Origin of the sequence: Curtobacterium sp. Leaf261 (assembly GCF_001422205.1) — a bacterium.
Classification (GTDB): domain Bacteria; phylum Actinomycetota; class Actinomycetes; order Actinomycetales; family Microbacteriaceae; genus Curtobacterium.
The window spans coordinates 63,171-78,450 of the sequence record NZ_LMMJ01000009.1 but is presented as its reverse complement, the minus strand read 5'-3'; the positions used below and the strand labels follow the sequence as shown (position 1 = coordinate 78,450).

12 protein-coding genes are annotated in these 15,280 nt (G+C 73.7%); 5 read left to right on the top strand and 7 right to left on the bottom strand.

Annotated features, from left to right (window positions below; translation table 11 throughout):
- Nucleotides 1-11: 11 nt before the first annotated feature.
- Nucleotides 12-2,867, top strand: coding sequence for a glycosyltransferase (locus ASF23_RS11505; RefSeq protein WP_162236760.1), 2,856 nt, complete (start codon nt 12-14; stop codon nt 2,865-2,867).
- Nucleotides 2,864-4,261 carry a DUF5719 family protein gene (locus ASF23_RS11500; RefSeq protein ID WP_055953491.1) on the top strand — a complete coding sequence of 466 codons (1,398 nt, stop codon included), beginning with the start codon at nt 2,864-2,866 and terminating at the stop codon, nt 4,259-4,261. Before ASF23_RS11505 ends, ASF23_RS11500 begins: the two co-directional genes overlap by 4 nt.
- A gap of 279 nt (nt 4,262-4,540) precedes the next feature.
- On the opposite strand, the gene ASF23_RS11495 is transcribed toward ASF23_RS11500, so the two are convergent.
- Complete coding sequence (locus ASF23_RS11495) at nt 4,541-4,987, bottom strand: metallopeptidase family protein (protein ID WP_055953488.1); 447 nt, start codon at nt 4,985-4,987, stop codon at nt 4,541-4,543.
- A gap of 133 nt (nt 4,988-5,120) precedes the next feature.
- On the opposite strand from ASF23_RS11495, the gene ASF23_RS11490 reads away from it, so the two are divergent.
- Nucleotides 5,121-5,330, top strand: a complete 210-nt coding sequence (locus tag ASF23_RS11490; protein ID WP_055953485.1) for a DUF3499 family protein — start codon at nt 5,121-5,123, stop codon at nt 5,328-5,330.
- A 109-nt stretch (nt 5,331-5,439) separates the two neighbouring features.
- A complete protein-coding gene (ahcY, locus tag ASF23_RS11485) occupies nt 5,440-6,936 on the top strand; it encodes an adenosylhomocysteinase (RefSeq protein WP_055953483.1) in 1,497 nt (498 codons plus the stop codon).
- A gap of 126 nt (nt 6,937-7,062) precedes the next feature.
- Here ahcY and ASF23_RS11480 read toward each other — a convergent pair whose 3' ends face one another.
- Nucleotides 7,063-7,947, bottom strand: a complete 885-nt coding sequence (locus ASF23_RS11480; RefSeq protein WP_082474082.1) for an RDD family protein — start codon at nt 7,945-7,947, stop codon at nt 7,063-7,065.
- Between the two features lie 18 nt (nt 7,948-7,965).
- On the opposite strand from ASF23_RS11480, the gene ASF23_RS11475 reads away from it, so the two are divergent.
- Nucleotides 7,966-8,961: a stage II sporulation protein M gene (locus tag ASF23_RS11475; RefSeq protein WP_055953480.1), complete on the top strand. Its 996-nt coding sequence runs from the start codon at nt 7,966-7,968 to the stop codon at nt 8,959-8,961.
- Nucleotides 8,962-9,035: 74 nt separating this feature from the next.
- Here the strand turns inward: ASF23_RS11475 and ASF23_RS11470 are convergent, their stop codons facing one another.
- The 5 genes from ASF23_RS11470 to ASF23_RS11450 are packed head-to-tail and all read right to left on the bottom strand — an operon-like array spanning nt 9,036 to nt 15,079.
- A complete protein-coding gene (locus ASF23_RS11470) occupies nt 9,036-10,502 on the bottom strand; it encodes a DUF58 domain-containing protein (RefSeq protein ID WP_055953479.1) in 1,467 nt (488 codons plus the stop codon).
- The gene (locus ASF23_RS11465; RefSeq protein ID WP_082474081.1) at nt 10,502-11,530 is read right to left on the bottom strand and encodes an AAA family ATPase; all 1,029 of its coding nucleotides are present in this window, start codon (nt 11,528-11,530) and stop codon (nt 10,502-10,504) included. The genes ASF23_RS11470 and ASF23_RS11465 overlap by 1 nt, the downstream gene beginning before the upstream one ends.
- Complete coding sequence (locus tag ASF23_RS11460) at nt 11,527-12,963, bottom strand: DUF4350 domain-containing protein (protein WP_156364476.1); 1,437 nt, start codon at nt 12,961-12,963, stop codon at nt 11,527-11,529. The genes ASF23_RS11465 and ASF23_RS11460 overlap by 4 nt, the downstream gene beginning before the upstream one ends.
- Complete coding sequence (locus ASF23_RS11455) at nt 12,960-13,643, bottom strand: DUF4129 domain-containing protein (protein ID WP_055953473.1); 684 nt, start codon at nt 13,641-13,643, stop codon at nt 12,960-12,962. Before ASF23_RS11455 ends, ASF23_RS11460 begins: the two co-directional genes overlap by 4 nt.
- On the bottom strand, nt 13,640-15,079 hold the full coding sequence (locus tag ASF23_RS11450) for a proline-rich domain-containing protein (RefSeq protein ID WP_055953470.1): 1,440 nt from the start codon (nt 15,077-15,079) through the stop codon (nt 13,640-13,642). The genes ASF23_RS11455 and ASF23_RS11450 overlap by 4 nt, the downstream gene beginning before the upstream one ends.
- Nucleotides 15,080-15,280: the final 201 nt, after the last annotated feature.

Genomic DNA, 15,280 nt, shown 5'->3' with positions numbered 1-15,280 from the left:
TGACGCGCGTCATGCAGCCGAGCCACACTCTCCAGCGCAGGGTCACCGCGATCCTCGTCTGCGCCAACGGCGCAGGCCTCCTCGACCGGACCCTCGACGCGCTCGCGTCCCAGACCAGGCCGCCGGAGAACCTCGTCGTCGTGGACGTCGGATCGACCGACGGGTCGACCAACGAGCTCTCGTTCGGCGGCGCGGCGCAGATCAGCCGCATCCCGGCCGGGCGACCGTTCGGCGAGGCCGTGTCGCACGGCGAACGGCTGGCACCCCGTGCCGACGCCGAGGACGCCGTCGACGAGTGGCTCTGGCTCATCGGCCACGACAACGCGCCGGCCCCCGACGCCCTCGCCGAGCTCCTCGGAGCGGTGGAGATCGCGCCGTCCGTCGCGATCGCCGGTCCGAAGCTCATGGCGGTCGACCAGCCGACGAAGATCGAGGCCTTCGGCGAGAGCATGACGCGGTTCGGCCGCTCCATGACCCTCGTCGCCGACGAACTCGACCAGGGCCAGCACGACAACCACGCCGACGTCCTCGCGGTCGCGGCGGGCGGGATGATCGTCCGGCGGTCCGTCTGGGTCGCGCTCGGCGGGTTCGACCCAGCGCTGCCGCACGTCGACGCCTCGCTCGACTTCTGCGTCCGTGCGCGGCTCGCCGGCCACCGCGTCAGCGTCGTCCCCGAGGCCAGGGTGACCACCGCCGGCGCGCCGGAGGACTTCGGTCGGAAGCACGAGCTCCACGAGGCACGCCGCGTTCGACTCCGCCGGCAGGCGCAGCTGCACCGCCGGATGACCTACGCGCCCGGCGGCATCCTCTGGCTGCACTGGCTGACGCTCGTGCCGTTCGCGATCGGCCGCTCGATCGGTCACCTCGCCACGAAGCACCCCGGTGCCGTCGGCGGCGAGCTCGGCGCCGCGTTCGCGGTCGCGTTCGGCGGCGGGTCGGCGAAGGCACGAACGGTCCTCGCGCGGAACCGGCAGGTCGGGTGGGCCGCTGTCGAGCCGCTCCGGGTGAGCTGGCGTCGTGTGCTCGAACGGCGCATCACCTCGCGCGACGTCGAGATCGCGCACGTCGAGGACGCGGCCGTCCCGCGGGCGTCGTTCCTCGGTGACGGCGGGCTGTGGGTCGTGCTCGCGGCGGCGCTCGTGAGCGTCGTGATGCTCGTCGCGCTGCTCGGCAGCCCCGCGCTGACCGGCGGGGGACTCCTGCCGCTCGGCACCGGCGTCGCACGGCTCTGGCAGAACGTCGGCTTCGGGTGGCACACGCTCGGCACGGGGTTCGCCGGCGCCTCCGACCCGTTCGCGGCCGTCGTCGCGCTGCTCGGGACGATCACGTTCTGGTCGCCGTCGACGTCCGTGGTGCTCGCGATGCTGCTGTCCTTCCCGCTCGCCGCCCTCGGTTCCTGGTTCGCGATCCGCCGCGTCACCACCAGGGTCTGGGTGCCCGTCGTGGGTGCGGCGCTGTACACGCTCGCGCCGTCGCTCGTGTCCGGTGTGATGAGCGGACACCTCGGCGCGGTCATCGCGCACGTGCTGCTCCCGTGGTTCTTCCTGACGGTCCTCGGCGCGCACCGCTCATGGGCGTCGTCGGCCGGGGCAGCGCTGCTCTTCGCGGCCATCGTCGCGAGCGCACCGTCGCTCATCCCGCTCATGCTCGTCGCGTGGCTCGTGTCGCTCGCCGTCGGATGGCGGCACGCCCACCGCCGCATCGCGATCCCGCTGCCGGCCATCGCCCTGTTCGCGCCGCTCGTGATCAGCCAGGTCGGTCGGGGGACGCCGCTCGCGATCCTCGCCGACCCGGGGGTGCCGTCCGCCACCAGGGCGCCGTCCGCGCTGCAGCTCGCGATCGGGTCCCCGCTGCCGGACTGGAACGGCTGGCTCGCCGCGACCGACGCGCTCGGGATCGCGGCGACGATCCTGCCGGTCGCGCTCGCGGTGCTCGTGCTCCCGGTGGGGATCACCGCGATCGGCGCGCTCCTCGGCCGGCGCTGGCACCTGGCCGCGACGGCGCTCGGGTTCGCCCTCCTCGCGTTCCTCACCGCGTTCGCGGCGACCCACATCGCCCTCTCCGGCGTCGGCTCGACCACCACCGTCATCTGGCCGGGTTCCGCCCTCACCGTGTACTGGTTCGCGCTCGTCGTCGCCGCGGCGGTCGGCCTCGACACGCTGCCGAGGCTCGCGCCGGGCCTCGGCGTCCTCGCCGCGGGGCTCCTCGGCGTCGCGGTCGCGCCGACCTTCGCCGGCATGTACCTGCAGACGGCCGACATCGTGCCGACGGACGGCCGGGTGATCAGCGCCTACGTCAACGCCGAGGCGCAGGCGAACCCCGACGTCGGCACCCTCGTGATCGTCCCGGAGCTCGACGGGTCACTCGCGGTCTCGCTCGAGCGCGGCCAGGGCTCCACGCTCGACGACCAGTCCACCCTCGACGCGACGGCCCTCGACCTCAGCCCGTCCGGACGCGCCCTCACGACGCTCGCCGGCAACCTCGCGAGCCGGAGCGGGTTCGATCCCCGGCCGGACCTCCGGCGGCTCGGCGTGAGCTTCATCCTGCTCGGCGACGGCCCCGACAGCGGACCGGCGCGGTCGGTGCACGCGCGTGCCGTCGGGTCGATCGGGCAGAACGCGCTCTTCAAGAGCATCGGCGACACGAACAACGGGGTGCTCTGGCACTACGAGGGGAAGGTCGACCGGCCCGGCACCGGGTCCGCCGCCGTGGCGACGACCCACACGCTCGTGCTCGTCGGACTCGGCATCGTGTTCGGGGCGACGGCGCTCCTCGCGATCCCGACCGCACCGCGCCGTCGTCGCGCGGTGTCGAACGTCCTCGAGGCCGACGAACCCGCCACCACCTTCGACGAGGAGCGCGAATGAGCCAGCAGACGGCCCGCCGGTGGATCGTCCGCGGGGGTGCCACCGCCGTCGCGATCGTCGTCGCGGTGGGCACCATCGGCGCCGCGCACCTCGTGGATGCCCCGGCGATCGTCGACCGTCCCGCGGGGCGGACCGTCACGCCGGTCCCGGCGGATGCCCAGCGGGTCTGCGCAGGGAGCCTCCTGCAGCTCTCCGACGACACCGGTGCCGACGCCACGACGGCGCGACGCATCGGGCAGCAGACCGTCGCCGCCGCGTCGAGCACGGGTGATGTCGACCGCGGTTCGCTCGACGAGTCCACGAGCGGTGGGTCGGACCCGACGGTGGTCACCGCTGCCGCCGGGACGACGACCCCGAGCGTCGCCGGCAGCGGCATCCAGGAGGTCGACCGCGGCGACCTCTCCGGGCTCGCGGCCGCGTCCTGCGACGACCCGAGCACGTCCACCTGGCTCGTCGGCGGCTCGACCGAGACGGGGCGGACGAGCCTCATCACCCTCTCCAACCCGACCGACGTGAACGCGACCGTCGACCTCGACGTCTACACCACGTCCGGCAAGGTCCAGGCCCCCGGCACGACCGGGATCGTGGTCGCGCCGAACACGCAGAAGGTCGTCCCCCTCGCCGGGTTCGTCTCGGACGCCCCGTCACCGGTCGTGCACGTCACGTCGTCCGGCGGGCAGATCGTCGCCGCGATGCAGGAGAGCGTCGTCCGGACGCTCACCCCCGGCGGCGTCGACATCGTGCAGGGCGCCGCCGCACCGTCCCGAGCCCAGACGGTCCCGGGGGTCGTGCTCCGGGACACCGAGAAGGCCCAGTCCGGCGACGACACCGCCGACGCGGCACCGATCGTCCGGGTCTTCGTCCCCGGGACCGCGACCGCCGACCTCACCATGTCGATCACGACGGCCGACGGCGCGGGCACCACGGTGACCGCCACGGCCGACGGCGGGGTGGTCACGGACGTGCCGCTCGACGACTTCCCGGACGGGCAGTACTCGATCGCGGTCAGCTCGACGGTGCCGGTGGTCGCCGGTGTGCGGACCAGCACCCCGACCAAGGACGGCCAGGCAGACCTCGGCTGGTTCGCCTCGGCCCCGACGCTCGGCCGGTCGACACTCGTGGACGTCGTGGACGGACCGAACGCGACCGTCAACCTCGTCAACGCGACGACGCGGGACGCGACGGTGTCGCTCGTCACGAGTGGTTCCACGAAGAAGATCCTGGTCGCCGCCGGCACGACCGCGAGCACGTCGTTCCCGACCTCGCGCGCGGTGACGATCCGCGGGGCGCAGGGACTGACCGCGGGGATCGTCTACCGCGGGGACCAGGGCATCGCGGGCTTCCCGCTCCGCCCGGGTGCCACGGCGTCGTCGCCGGTCACGGTCTACCCGTAGCGTTCGCGGGACGCCGGCTGCGGTCTGGAGGCACGGGAGACCGCGGTGCGTCGGCTGCGGTCCGGAGACGCGGGAGACCGCGGGTCGCCGGTTGCGCTCCGAGGCGCGGCTGCGGTCTGGCGGGACGGCTGCGGTCTGGAGGGACGGGAGACCCCGGAACGCGGGTCGCGGTACGGGGTCTGCCCTGCCTCCCGTCCGCTCCGCTCCGCTGCCGTCCAGTCCGCTCCGCTGCCGTCCTGTCCGTTCCGCTCCCGTCCGGTCCGCGCGAGCGGCCGGTGCTCAGAAGTGGCGGTACCGGTCGGGCGCGAGGTCCCAGGGGTCCTTGTCGATGAGTTCGCCGACGGCGCGGAACACCGCGGCCTCGACGACGACGCGCTTGTCCTGATCGTCCTTCTCCGGCAGGCGGGTGAGCCGCTCGACGGGGATCCGGAACAGGGTCACGCGGTCCGGGGAGCGCTCGAGCTTCCAGCGAGGCAGCGAGGCCTCGGGTCCGGTCACCGGGTCGGACGGCATGTCGGCGACCTGGAAGGCGACGCCCTGGAGTTCGTCCGGCCAGAGGTCGACGAGGTAGTGCGCGGCGTCGGCGACGATCCGGTCGAACGACTCGGCGCGCGTGACGATCGGCGCGAGCTCCGGACCCGTGACCGACGATCGCCCGCCGCGGCCGTGTCGCGAGCGACCCCGGGCGCGACCGACGGGGGAGACCGTGTGGTGACGTCCGACCATGCGGGCAATCGTACTGCGCGGGTGGTCGTCGGGTGGACGTCGCGCGCGTCGTCGCCGGGCGGACCCCCGCGGGTGGTCCCCGTCGGGTGCACCGGGCGGCGTCGTGCGGCGGACCCGGTAGGTTGTCCGTGGGATGGACGTCAGGATCTGCAGCAAGGTCGCGTGCGCGGCGCGTGCCGTCGCGACCCTGACCTACGACTACGCGGACTCCATGGTCGTCGTCGGGCCGCTCTCGGTCCGGGTCGAGCCGCACGGGTACGACCTCTGCGGTCGGCACGCCGCGGGGCTCCGGGTCCCGCAGGGCTGGCAGGTCGTGCGGCAGCTCCCGATCGCGCGCGACTGAGCGCCCGGAGGACGGGCCGCCGCACGCCCGGCGGACAGGCCGCGCACGCTGGGCGGACAGGCCGCCGCACGCTGGGCATCACCGCGACCGCGCGTGGGACACTGGCTGCATGCCGACCGACACGCAGCAGACCTCCGAGCAGTTCCGCGTCCGAGACCTGACGCTCGCCGAGGCGGGACGCCACCAGATCCGCCTCGCCGAGAACGAGATGCCGGGCCTCATGTCCCTCCGCGAGGAGTTCGGCGCATCCCAGCCCCTCCGCGGCGCGCGCATCGCCGGGTCCCTCCACATGACGGTGCAGACCGCGGTGCTCATCGAGACGCTGACCGCGCTCGGCGCCGAGGTCCGCTGGGCCAGCTGCAACATCTTCTCCACGCAGGACGAGGCCGCCGCCGCGATCGCCGTCGGCCCCACCGGCACCCCGGACGCCCCCGCCGGCGTCCCCGTGTTCGCGTGGAAGGGCGAGACCCTCGACGAGTACTGGTGGTGCGCGACGCGGATCTTCGACTGGTCGACCGAGGCCGCCACCGCCCGGGCCGCCGGCGAGGACGCCGCCTGGTCGGGTCCGAACATGATCCTCGACGACGGCGGCGACGCCACGATGCTCGTGCACCAGGCCGCTGCTGCCGAGGCCGCCGGGGTCGCACCGGCCGCGTCGGAGGGTGACTCCGCCGAGTACCGCGTCGTGCTCCGCACCATCGCCGAGTCCCTCGAGACGAGCTCGGACCGTTTCACCCGCATCGCTGCCGACGTCCGCGGCGTCACCGAGGAGACCACGACCGGCGTGCACCGCCTCGTCGAGCTCGCCCGCACCGGTGAGCTCGCGTTCCCCGCGATCAACGTCAACGACTCCGTCACGAAGAGCAAGTTCGACAACAAGTACGGCATCCGTCACTCCCTGCCGGACGGCCTCAACCGCGCGACCGACGTGCTGATCGGCGGCAAGGTCGCGTTCGTGGTCGGGTACGGCGACGTCGGCAAGGGCGCGGCCGAGGCCCTCCGCGGCCAGGGCGCCCGCGTCATCGTGTCCGAGGTCGACCCGATCTGCGCGCTCCAGGCCGCGATGGACGGCTACCAGGTCGCGACCCTGCAGTCCGTGATCGGCGAGGTCGACATCGTCGTCACGTGCACTGGCAACGTGGACGTCGTGACCGTCGACGACATGCTCGGTATGAAGCACCTCGCGGTCGTCGCGAACGTCGGGCACTTCGACAACGAGATCGACATGGCCGGGCTCGAGCAGCTCGCCGGTGCCGAGCGCGTCGAGATCAAGCCGCAGGTCCATGAGTGGCGCCTGCCGACGGGTCGGAGCATCCTCGTCCTGTCCGAGGGCCGGCTCATGAACCTCGGCAACGCCACCGGACACCCGTCCTTCGTGATGAGCAACTCGTTCACGAACCAGGTGCTCGCCCAGATCGAGCTCTGGACGAAGCCGGAGGAGTACCCGGTGGGCGTCTACGTGCTCCCGAAGCAGCTCGACGAGAAGGTCGCGCGCCTGCACCTCGACGCGCTCGGTGTGCGGCTGACCACGCTCCGGCCCGAGCAGGCGTCGTACATCGGCGTGACGGTGGCGGGGCCGTACAAGCCCGAGACCTACCGGTACTGAGGCGACCGCGGTCGGGCGGCGCGTGTCGTCCGACCGCCGTCCTCGGTCCGGCGCCGCCTGCGGTCCGTCGCCGCCCGCGGTCCGCGGGCTGCGCATCGGACTGGAGGCGCGCCTCCAGTCCGGCGGTCAGCGTTCCGGGAACCCGGCCGGACGTGCCGACGCGACCTCGCCGAGCCCCGCGAGCGTCTGCGCGCGTGCGCTGAGGGCACGGACGTCCCGCTCCCGGCGGAGGGCCACCACTCCGGCGAGGTAGCGTTCGGGGTCGACGGGCGGCACCGGCCGGGCGAACCGCGCGACCTCCTCCGCGAGGGCGACCGCGGTCGCGAAACGCAGCTCGGGGCGGAGGGTCGCCGCACTCCGGAAGTACGTGGCGAGCCGGTTCTCGAGCCGCTGCGGCAACCGTGAGACGTTCGCGATCGCCGCCCATCCGACGAGGTCGGCCGGCAGGACGACGACCGGGTCGACACCCTTCGGGATGCGCTCCTGTTGCACGAACGTGCCGGCCATGAGATCACCGAGACGACGGGGCCGCGAGCCGAACAGCGCGACGACGAGCGCCAGCGAGCCGGCAGTCGCGACGAGCTCGAGGACCCCGACGAGGGCGCGGACGAACGCCTGCCGGAACCCGACGGATCCGCCGTCCATCCGCACCACGCGTGTGCCCACCGCCCACCGGCCGACGCTCCGGCCGCGCGACACGACCTCGAGCACGGTGGGCAGGACGACGACCGCGAGCACGACTGCGACGATCGACCAGACCGAGACCCATGCGTCGTCGCGGGCGCCCCGGAGTGCCAAGAGGCCGCCGAGGAGCAGCGCGAGGTACGCCACGACGATCACCACGGCGTCGATGAGGCCCGCCGCGAGTCGGAGCGCGATGCTCGCGGGTTGGACGTCGAGCGCGACCGCCTCGCCGACGACGAGGGCGGGGGCGTCATCGTCGAGTGCGCGGAGCAGACCCCGGCCGACGAGGTCGTCCTGGGCCGACCGGTGCGCGCGCTCCTCCGACATGCCATCATTCAAGCAGTCATGGACCTCGAAGCGCACGGTGCGGTCAACCGCGAGCGGTGGGACGAACTCGATCGTCTCGCTCGTCGTCGTCATGCCTCGGGCGCGGACGTCGACCGCCTGCTCACGCTCTACCAGTCCGGCGCGACCGACCTCGCACGCATCCGCGGCACCGTCCGACGCTCCCGGACCGGCGATTCACTGTCGCTGACGCTGTTCCGCGCACGACTGCGGTTCACCGGCACGCCGCGCGGGACCCTCGAGACGGTGACGACCTTCTTCGCCGTGCAGCTCCCGTCGGCGCTCTACCGGATCCGCTGGCTGAGCCTCACCCTCGCCGCCGTGACCGCCGTCATCGCCGTCGTCAGCGGGGTGTGGATCTCCTCGGACCCGCAGCTCGTCAGCACCTTCGGCTCACAGGCGGCCCTGCACCGGTACGCCACCCAGGACTTCATCGACTACTACTCGGACCACTCGCTGGCGGGCTTCACCGGCAAGGTCTGGACGAACAACGCCTTCATCGCCGCCGAGATGGTCGCGTTCGGCGTCACGGGGCTCTTCGTGCCGTACTCGATCATGGGGAACGCCGTGAACCTCGGGGTCTCGTCGGCGATCATGCACTCGCAGGGGCGGCTCGGCGACTTCTTCCTGTACATCGCCCCCCACGGGCAGCTCGAGCTCTACTCGGTGTTCATGGCCGGCGCCGCGGGGCTGATGATCTTCTGGTCGTGGCTCGTCCCGGGGGAGCGGACGCGGGGCCAGGCGCTCGCGGAGGACGGTCGGGCACTCGTCGTCGTGGCGATCGGGCTGGTCCTGACGCTGCTGCTCTCCGGGATCGTCGAGGGGACCGTGACGCGGCAACCGTGGCCGTGGGCGGTGAAGATCGGCATCGGGTCGGTCGCCCTCGCCGCGGTGCTCGTGTACCAGTGGGTGGTCGGTGGGCGTGCGTACCGCGCGGGTGCCCGCGGGGACGTCGAGGAGTTCGACCGCGGCGCGACGGTGCTCGTCGCGGGCTGAGCGCCCGACACCGACACCGACACCGACACCGACACCGGGACCGGTCGAGGGTCCGACCGAGGTGCGGGGCGGTGTCAGAGCCGCCCGGTCGCCTTCGCGCGGAGGTAGGCGTCCGCGAGCATCGGCGGCACCGCTTCCGGTTCGCCGACCACGACCTCGGCGCCCAGCCGGCGTGCTGCCTCCACGACGCCGTCGGCGTCGAGCAGCGTCCGTTCCGCGGCGGCACGACGGTAGACGTCGGTCTGCTGCTGCTGCTGCCGCGGCGTCGTCCCGGTCTGGAGGCCCGCTGCGGCCCACCGAAGTCGGGTCGCGACGGGCGCGGGTCGGGTCGCGACGGGCGCGGAGCGGGTGGGGCGTGCCTCCCGATCGACGTGGGTGGGGCGTGCCTGCTGACCGTTCGGGGTGGGGCGACGGACGGCGGGGACCGTCGGCGCGGCCATCGCGACGACCGCCGGGTCCGTGATCGCGCTGACGACCACCGTGTGCCGCCTGGTGATGGCGGGGAGCGCGGTGAGGACGTCGGCGGAGGCGCCGAGCGAGTCGAGCGTCGTGGCGATGACCACGAAGGCTCGCGAGGTCGTGATCCCGTCGAGCACCCCGGACAACCCGGCGAAGTCGGTCGCGGCGAGGGTCGGCACGGCCTCGGCGAGGACCTCGCCGAACCGCTGCAGGACGTCGGCGCGGGTGGCACCGTGGACACGACCGCGGACGGCGTCGTCGAGCACCACGAGGTCGACCCGGTCGCCGGCGGCCGCGGCGAGTGCCGCGACCAGGAGGGCGGACTCGATGAACGTGTCCAGCCGGGGTTCGTCGCCGATCCGCGCGGCCGATGCCCGGCCGGTGTCGACGACCACCACGACGCGACGGTCACGCTCCGGCCGCCAGGTGCGCACCACGAGGTCCTGTCGACGCGCCGTCGCCCGCCAGTCGATCGACCGGACGTCGTCGCCACGCACGTAGTCGCGGAGGGAGTCGAACTCGGTCCCATGCCCGCGGAGCTGCACCGTGGACTCGCCGTCGAGCTCGCGGAGCCGGACGAGCCGCGACGCGAGATGTCGCCGCGCGAGGAACGGGGGCGTCACCACCAGGTCCTCCGGTGCCGGGACGACACGCTGGCGTCCCGCGAGACCGAGCGGCCCGACGGCCCGGACGGCGACGCCCGCGGTCCGTCGTCGTCCGCGGCGGAACGGCTCGAGACGGAGCTGGACCCTCTGACGCTCACCGGGTGGGACGTCGAGCGGTGCGCGGCGCGGGCTCACCACCGCCGACGGCTCCCAGAGATCGCGGGCCTGGCCCCTGAGCCGCCGTGCACCGCCGTTCGTGAGCACCAGGACGCCGTCCGCGTGGGCGCCGCGACGGATCGCCCTCGGCAGGCGTCGCTCCACGCGGACGGCCAGGAGGTCTGCCGCGAGCGCGACGTCGACGGCCGCTGCGACGACCAGCACGCCGATCCACGCGAGCGCGCCCCATCCGGAGTCGAGGAGCACCGTCGGGACCACCGCGACGGCGAGGAGCGCGACGAACCGCCCGGTGACGACCACTAGATCGGCACCCTGACCTGCTGGAGCACCTGGCGGAGGACCGCATCGGCCCCGACGCCCTCGAGTTCGGCGTCCGGCGCGACGCGCAGCCGATGCCGCCACACGGGGACGAGCATGGCCTGCACGTGGTCCGGGGTGATCGCGTCCGCTCCGGTCATCCACGCCCAGGCCTTCGCCGCCGCGAGGAGCGCGGTCGCGCCGCGGGGGCTCACCCCGACCCGGACGGACGGCGCCGCACGGGTCGCCCGAGCCAGGTCCACGACGTACGCGAGGACGTCGTCCCGCGCGGCCACACCACGGACCGCCCGCTGCGCCGCGAGGACCTGGGAGCGGTCGACGACCGGCACGATGCCGGCCGAGGAGACGTCCCTGGCGACGAACCCGTCGGCATGGCGTCGGAGCACCTGGAACTCGACGTCGCGCGGCGGGATGTCCATCGTGAGCTTCATCAGGAACCGGTCGAGCTGGGCCTCGGGGAGCGTGTAGGTCCCCTCGAACTCGATCGGGTTCATGGTCGCGGCGACGAAGAACGGGTCCGGGAGCGGGTGCGCGCCGCCGTCGACGCTCACCTGACGCTCCTCCATGGCCTCGAGCAGGGCGGACTGCGTCTTCGGCGGAGTCCGGTTGATCTCGTCGGCGAGCAGCACGTTCGTGAACACCGGGCCCTCACGGAACGGGAACGTCCCGGTCGAGGCGTCGTACACGAGCGACCCGGTCACGTCGCCGGGCATCAGGTCCGGCGTGAACTGGATGCGCTTGGTGTCCAGGGACATCGCGGCCGCGAGGCTCCGCACGAGCAGCGTCTTGGCCACACCGGGCACGCCCTCGAGCAGCACGTGGCCCTGGGCGAGGACGCCGACCATCATCCCCGAGACGGCGCCCTCCTGTCCGACGACGGCCTTGGCGACCTCGGCACGCACCGCGCCGAACACGGCTCGGAGATCGGTGCCGTCGATCGGACCGGCGGGCCGCTGTCCGCTCGGCCCGTCGTCGATGGCGGGTCCTGCACCCGGGTGTTCGGTCGTCATGGGCGTCCTCCGTGGTCGGGCATCGTGGTGCTGGTGCTGGTGCTGGTGCTGGTGCTGGTGCTGGTGCTGGTGCTGGTCGGGGTGGCGGTGCCGGTGGTCTCGTCGCTGGCGGCCGGGGCACTGACGCCGCCGCCGTCGGCACGGGCGCTCGGGGTCGGGGTCCGACCGCTCGTGCTCGCGATCACCGCCCGTTCGAGCTCGACGACGGCGTCCGCTCCGGCCACGAGGGTGGCGTCGTCGTGGGTCCGGCCCCCGACGAGCACGGCCCCGACCGACGCCGCCGGTCGCCCGGTCGCGACCGCTGCGGCTGCGACGACCAGATCGACGTGCGTTCCCCGCGCGAGTCCGAGTCGGCGCCCGATCCTCCGGACCGCGGCGATCCGGAGGGTGTCGAGCGCATGGGTCCGGTCACGGGTCCTGGAGTAGAGGCGCGCTCGGCCCTCGGCGGTCTCGGCCGCGCGGACCACCACCGGCAGCCGTTCGACGACGAGGGGGCCGAGCCGCCGTCCGCGCCAGAACGCGGCCGCGAGCCCGACCAGCGCCCCGACGAGGAGCACCGGTGTGATCCACCCCGGGGCCAGGTCGGCGAGTGACGGTGCCGCGCCGTCCGAGCTGGCCGTCGGCACGAACCAGGTGAGCCGCGCGGAGGACGCACCGTGCACCGCGTCGTCGTCGGCCGTCCGACCGTCGGCCCGATCGGTGGTGCCGAGCAGGTTCAGCGCGAAGGAGGCGTTCCCGGCGCTCGTGATCGAGCCGTTCTGCAGCACCGATGTCGCACCGAGGAGCGTCACGGTGCCGTTCGGGATCCCGGTGCGCACCAGCCCCCAGGTGCGTGCACCGGAGTCGTCCGACGGCAGGCACCGGACCATGCTGGCCGGAGCGTCGAACCCGGTGCCGGTCGCCGTGAGGGTCCTGGCAGCAGCCGCCGCCGGGACGGCGCACGTCGAGGTGTCGACCGGCGTCGTCGCGCTGACCTCGGCGGCGGCCGTCGCCCGGAGTCCGAATGCCTCGAGCACCCGGGTGTCCGAGGTGACGAGGACCACCCGGTGGGCGGAGTGCTTCAGCTGCCGTGCAGACCGTGCGGAGAGTGCTCCGGCGCTGTCGTCGACGAAGACGGTGCCCCCGACACTCGCCGACTCCGTGGCCGCGGGCGCATCGTGCACGATGTCGACGCGCGTGCCGCGCTGTTCCAGGACATGGACGAGCGCCCGTGTCCCGGTCGGGGTCGCCGACGTGGGATCGAGCTGGACCGGCTCCGAGGAGGTGTCCATGCCCGCGATGCCCGCGCCGACGGCGAGCACGACACCGATGAGCACGAGGGCCCCCCAGCCCGCGAACCGCCGTCGCCGTTCCGGTCGCTCTGGCGCCGCTCCCGGTCCTACTGGGACGTCGGATCGGGTCCCGGTCGATGTCGTCAGCGTGGTCGCGCTCACGCCGGGACCGCGATCTGCTCGACCGGACGAACCCGGCGGACCGCCGTGTCGGTGTCGGTCACCACGCGGTAGTCGGACTCGTCGGCGTCGACCCCCGCGTACCGGACGGCGTCGAACCGCCGCGCGGACTCGGTCAGGGCGGACGCCGACCCCGGGAACGAGGCTCCGGCATCGGTCGCGATGGTCCTGGCCGTGGCACCGGGGACGTCCGGGACGAGATCGCGTTCGGCGAGTCCGCGGACCAGCGCCCGGAACGCGTCGACGACCGCCTGGTCCCAGTCGCCACGGGCCGCGGCCGCGGCGGCCGCGGCGCTGAGCGCTCGTGCGTCGCGGCGGTCGTCCGCGTCGAAGACCGACCCGGAGGCACCGCGCTGGACCGCCCGTCGACGGGGCAGCCCGACGACGACGACGAGCAGCACCACGACGGCCAGCACGACGACGATGCCGACGACGAGCAGGATGCGGTCGACTCCCGCGTCGCCGCCGATGCGGAACGAGCCGATCCAGTCGAGGAAGGACTTGGACACGCGGTCCCACCACGTCGGTCGTGCGGCGTCGTACGCACGGTCGCGGAGCTCGTCCTGCAGCAGGCGGCGAGCATCTCCCGGGGACACAGCGGGACGCGGAGACACCGTCAGCATCCTGCCGACGAGCAGACCGACGGTCGCACCTGGTGTCATCGAGGACCCTCCGACGGCGGGCCGGGTGGCGTCTGCCGTGGATCGCCGTCGTCCCGCGGTGATCCCGGACGAGTCTGCGAACCGGGACCCCACTGCGGGGCGGCTCCCCACTGCGGCCCTGGTGCCTGCTGCTGCGCGGGACCCCACGGCCCTGGTGCCTGCTGCTGCGCGGGACCCCACGGTCCGGGTGCCTGCTGCTGCCCGGGACCCCACGGCCCGGGGCCCCACTGTCCCTGAGGGCCCGCACCGGGACCGGCCGGTGTCCGACCCCGGGGTCCGCTCGCGCCACCCCACGGGTCCGGACGGCGCTCGGCCGGTGCGACGGTCGCGAAGGGATCGGCCGGGATCCCCGTCTCCAGCGACGAAGCGATCCTGCCGTCGAGCCCCTCGGTCCGGAACCGCCGGTCGATGTAGAGCAGGGTCGTCGTGGCGGCGGCGACCACGTCGGTGATCGCCGTGACCGCGACGGCCAGCGCACCGCCGACCACGATCACGATGACGGACACGGGGGAGAAGCCCGTGGCACCGCTCCCGCGTGCTCCGAGTGGTGAGAAGACCCCGGACGCGAACGCCAGGACGATCGACAGTGGGATGCTCGCGATGCTCACCGCGACGTTGAACATGACCCGCACGAGCAGCTCGATGCCGAACGTCCGCCAGTAGGCACCGCGGACGAGCCGCCACGAGTTCCGCGCGGCGGCGATGGGTCCGAGCCCCTCGAGCGCGATGCCGGGGACGACGAGCGAGAACTTGACGGCGAGCCACGCGGCGAGCACGCCGAACAGGAGGCCGACGCCGAAGAGCACGCCGATCCCGGCGAGGAACCCGCCCGTCCCGCCGATGCCCGCCACCGTCGCGGCGAACACGACGACCGTGACGCCGCCTCCGACGACGATCGCGGCGGCGACGAGGAGCGCCCACCACACGACGGCGAGTCGGCGCCCGCGGAGGAGCGCGTTGATGCCCGCTGCACTCGCCCGGCGACCGAGGGCCTGCTGCGCGGTCTCCACGGCGACCGGGGCCTGGAGGAGTGCGCGCGCCACGACGCCGATCACGAGTGCGACGACGGATCCGACGAGCTGCAGCGTGTACGCACCGGCGAGGACCGTCGGCGAGTCCGCCGAACTCGCCGATGCGACCCGGGTGAGGTAGTCGGAGGAGAACCCCCGCGACACGAGCAGCGAGACGATCGTCGCGACACCGCTCAGCAGGAGCCCGTAGACGAGCAGGACGCGGACGTTCCGACGGAAGATCCCGAAGGCGCCCCCGAGGACGTCGCCGAACCCGAGCGGCCGGAGCGGCAGCGCGGAGACGCGACCGGGCGGACCTGCCGGACCGGAGCGGTCCGGGCCATGCTGCCACGGTCCTCCAGGCTGTGGTGGTGGCGTCGACCGGTCGCTGCTGCCCGGCACCTGCCAGCCGTCGCCGTTCGTCATGCGTTCCCCCTCGCCACCCACCGTGTGCACCCCGTCCTCGGGGCGCGCTCCGTCGATTCTGTCGGACGGGAGCGTCCGCGGACCAGCGGGCGACCGGAATGTGGAGAACTCGCCGCACCGGTCGCCGAGCAGCGGGGCACACCGTGCGCGCGCTGCGCCTCGACTATGGTGGCCGGACAGACAGGTGCGTGCCCGCGCGCC

What these genes read in the sequence shown, in the direction of transcription:
- ASF23_RS11500 (WP_055953491.1), top strand. Translation starts at nt 2,864, where the DNA reads ATGAGCCAGCAGACGGCCCGCCGGTGGATCGTCCGCGGGGGTGCCACC.
- ASF23_RS11480 (WP_082474082.1), bottom strand. Translation starts at nt 7,947, where the DNA reads ATGTCGGAGGAGCGCGCGCACCGGTCGGCCCAGGACGACCTCGTCGGC.
- ASF23_RS11495 (WP_055953488.1), bottom strand. Translation starts at nt 4,987, where the DNA reads ATGGTCGGACGTCACCACACGGTCTCCCCCGTCGGTCGCGCCCGGGGT.
- ahcY (WP_055953483.1), top strand. Translation starts at nt 5,440, where the DNA reads ATGCCGACCGACACGCAGCAGACCTCCGAGCAGTTCCGCGTCCGAGAC.
- ASF23_RS11505 (WP_162236760.1), top strand. Translation starts at nt 12, where the DNA reads ATGCAGCCGAGCCACACTCTCCAGCGCAGGGTCACCGCGATCCTCGTC.
- ASF23_RS11475 (WP_055953480.1), top strand. Translation starts at nt 7,966, where the DNA reads ATGGACCTCGAAGCGCACGGTGCGGTCAACCGCGAGCGGTGGGACGAA.
- ASF23_RS11450 (WP_055953470.1), bottom strand. Translation starts at nt 15,079, where the DNA reads ATGACGAACGGCGACGGCTGGCAGGTGCCGGGCAGCAGCGACCGGTCG.
- ASF23_RS11465 (WP_082474081.1), bottom strand. Translation starts at nt 11,530, where the DNA reads ATGACGACCGAACACCCGGGTGCAGGACCCGCCATCGACGACGGGCCG.
- ASF23_RS11455 (WP_055953473.1), bottom strand. Translation starts at nt 13,643, where the DNA reads ATGACACCAGGTGCGACCGTCGGTCTGCTCGTCGGCAGGATGCTGACG.
- ASF23_RS11490 (WP_055953485.1), top strand. Translation starts at nt 5,121, where the DNA reads ATGGACGTCAGGATCTGCAGCAAGGTCGCGTGCGCGGCGCGTGCCGTC.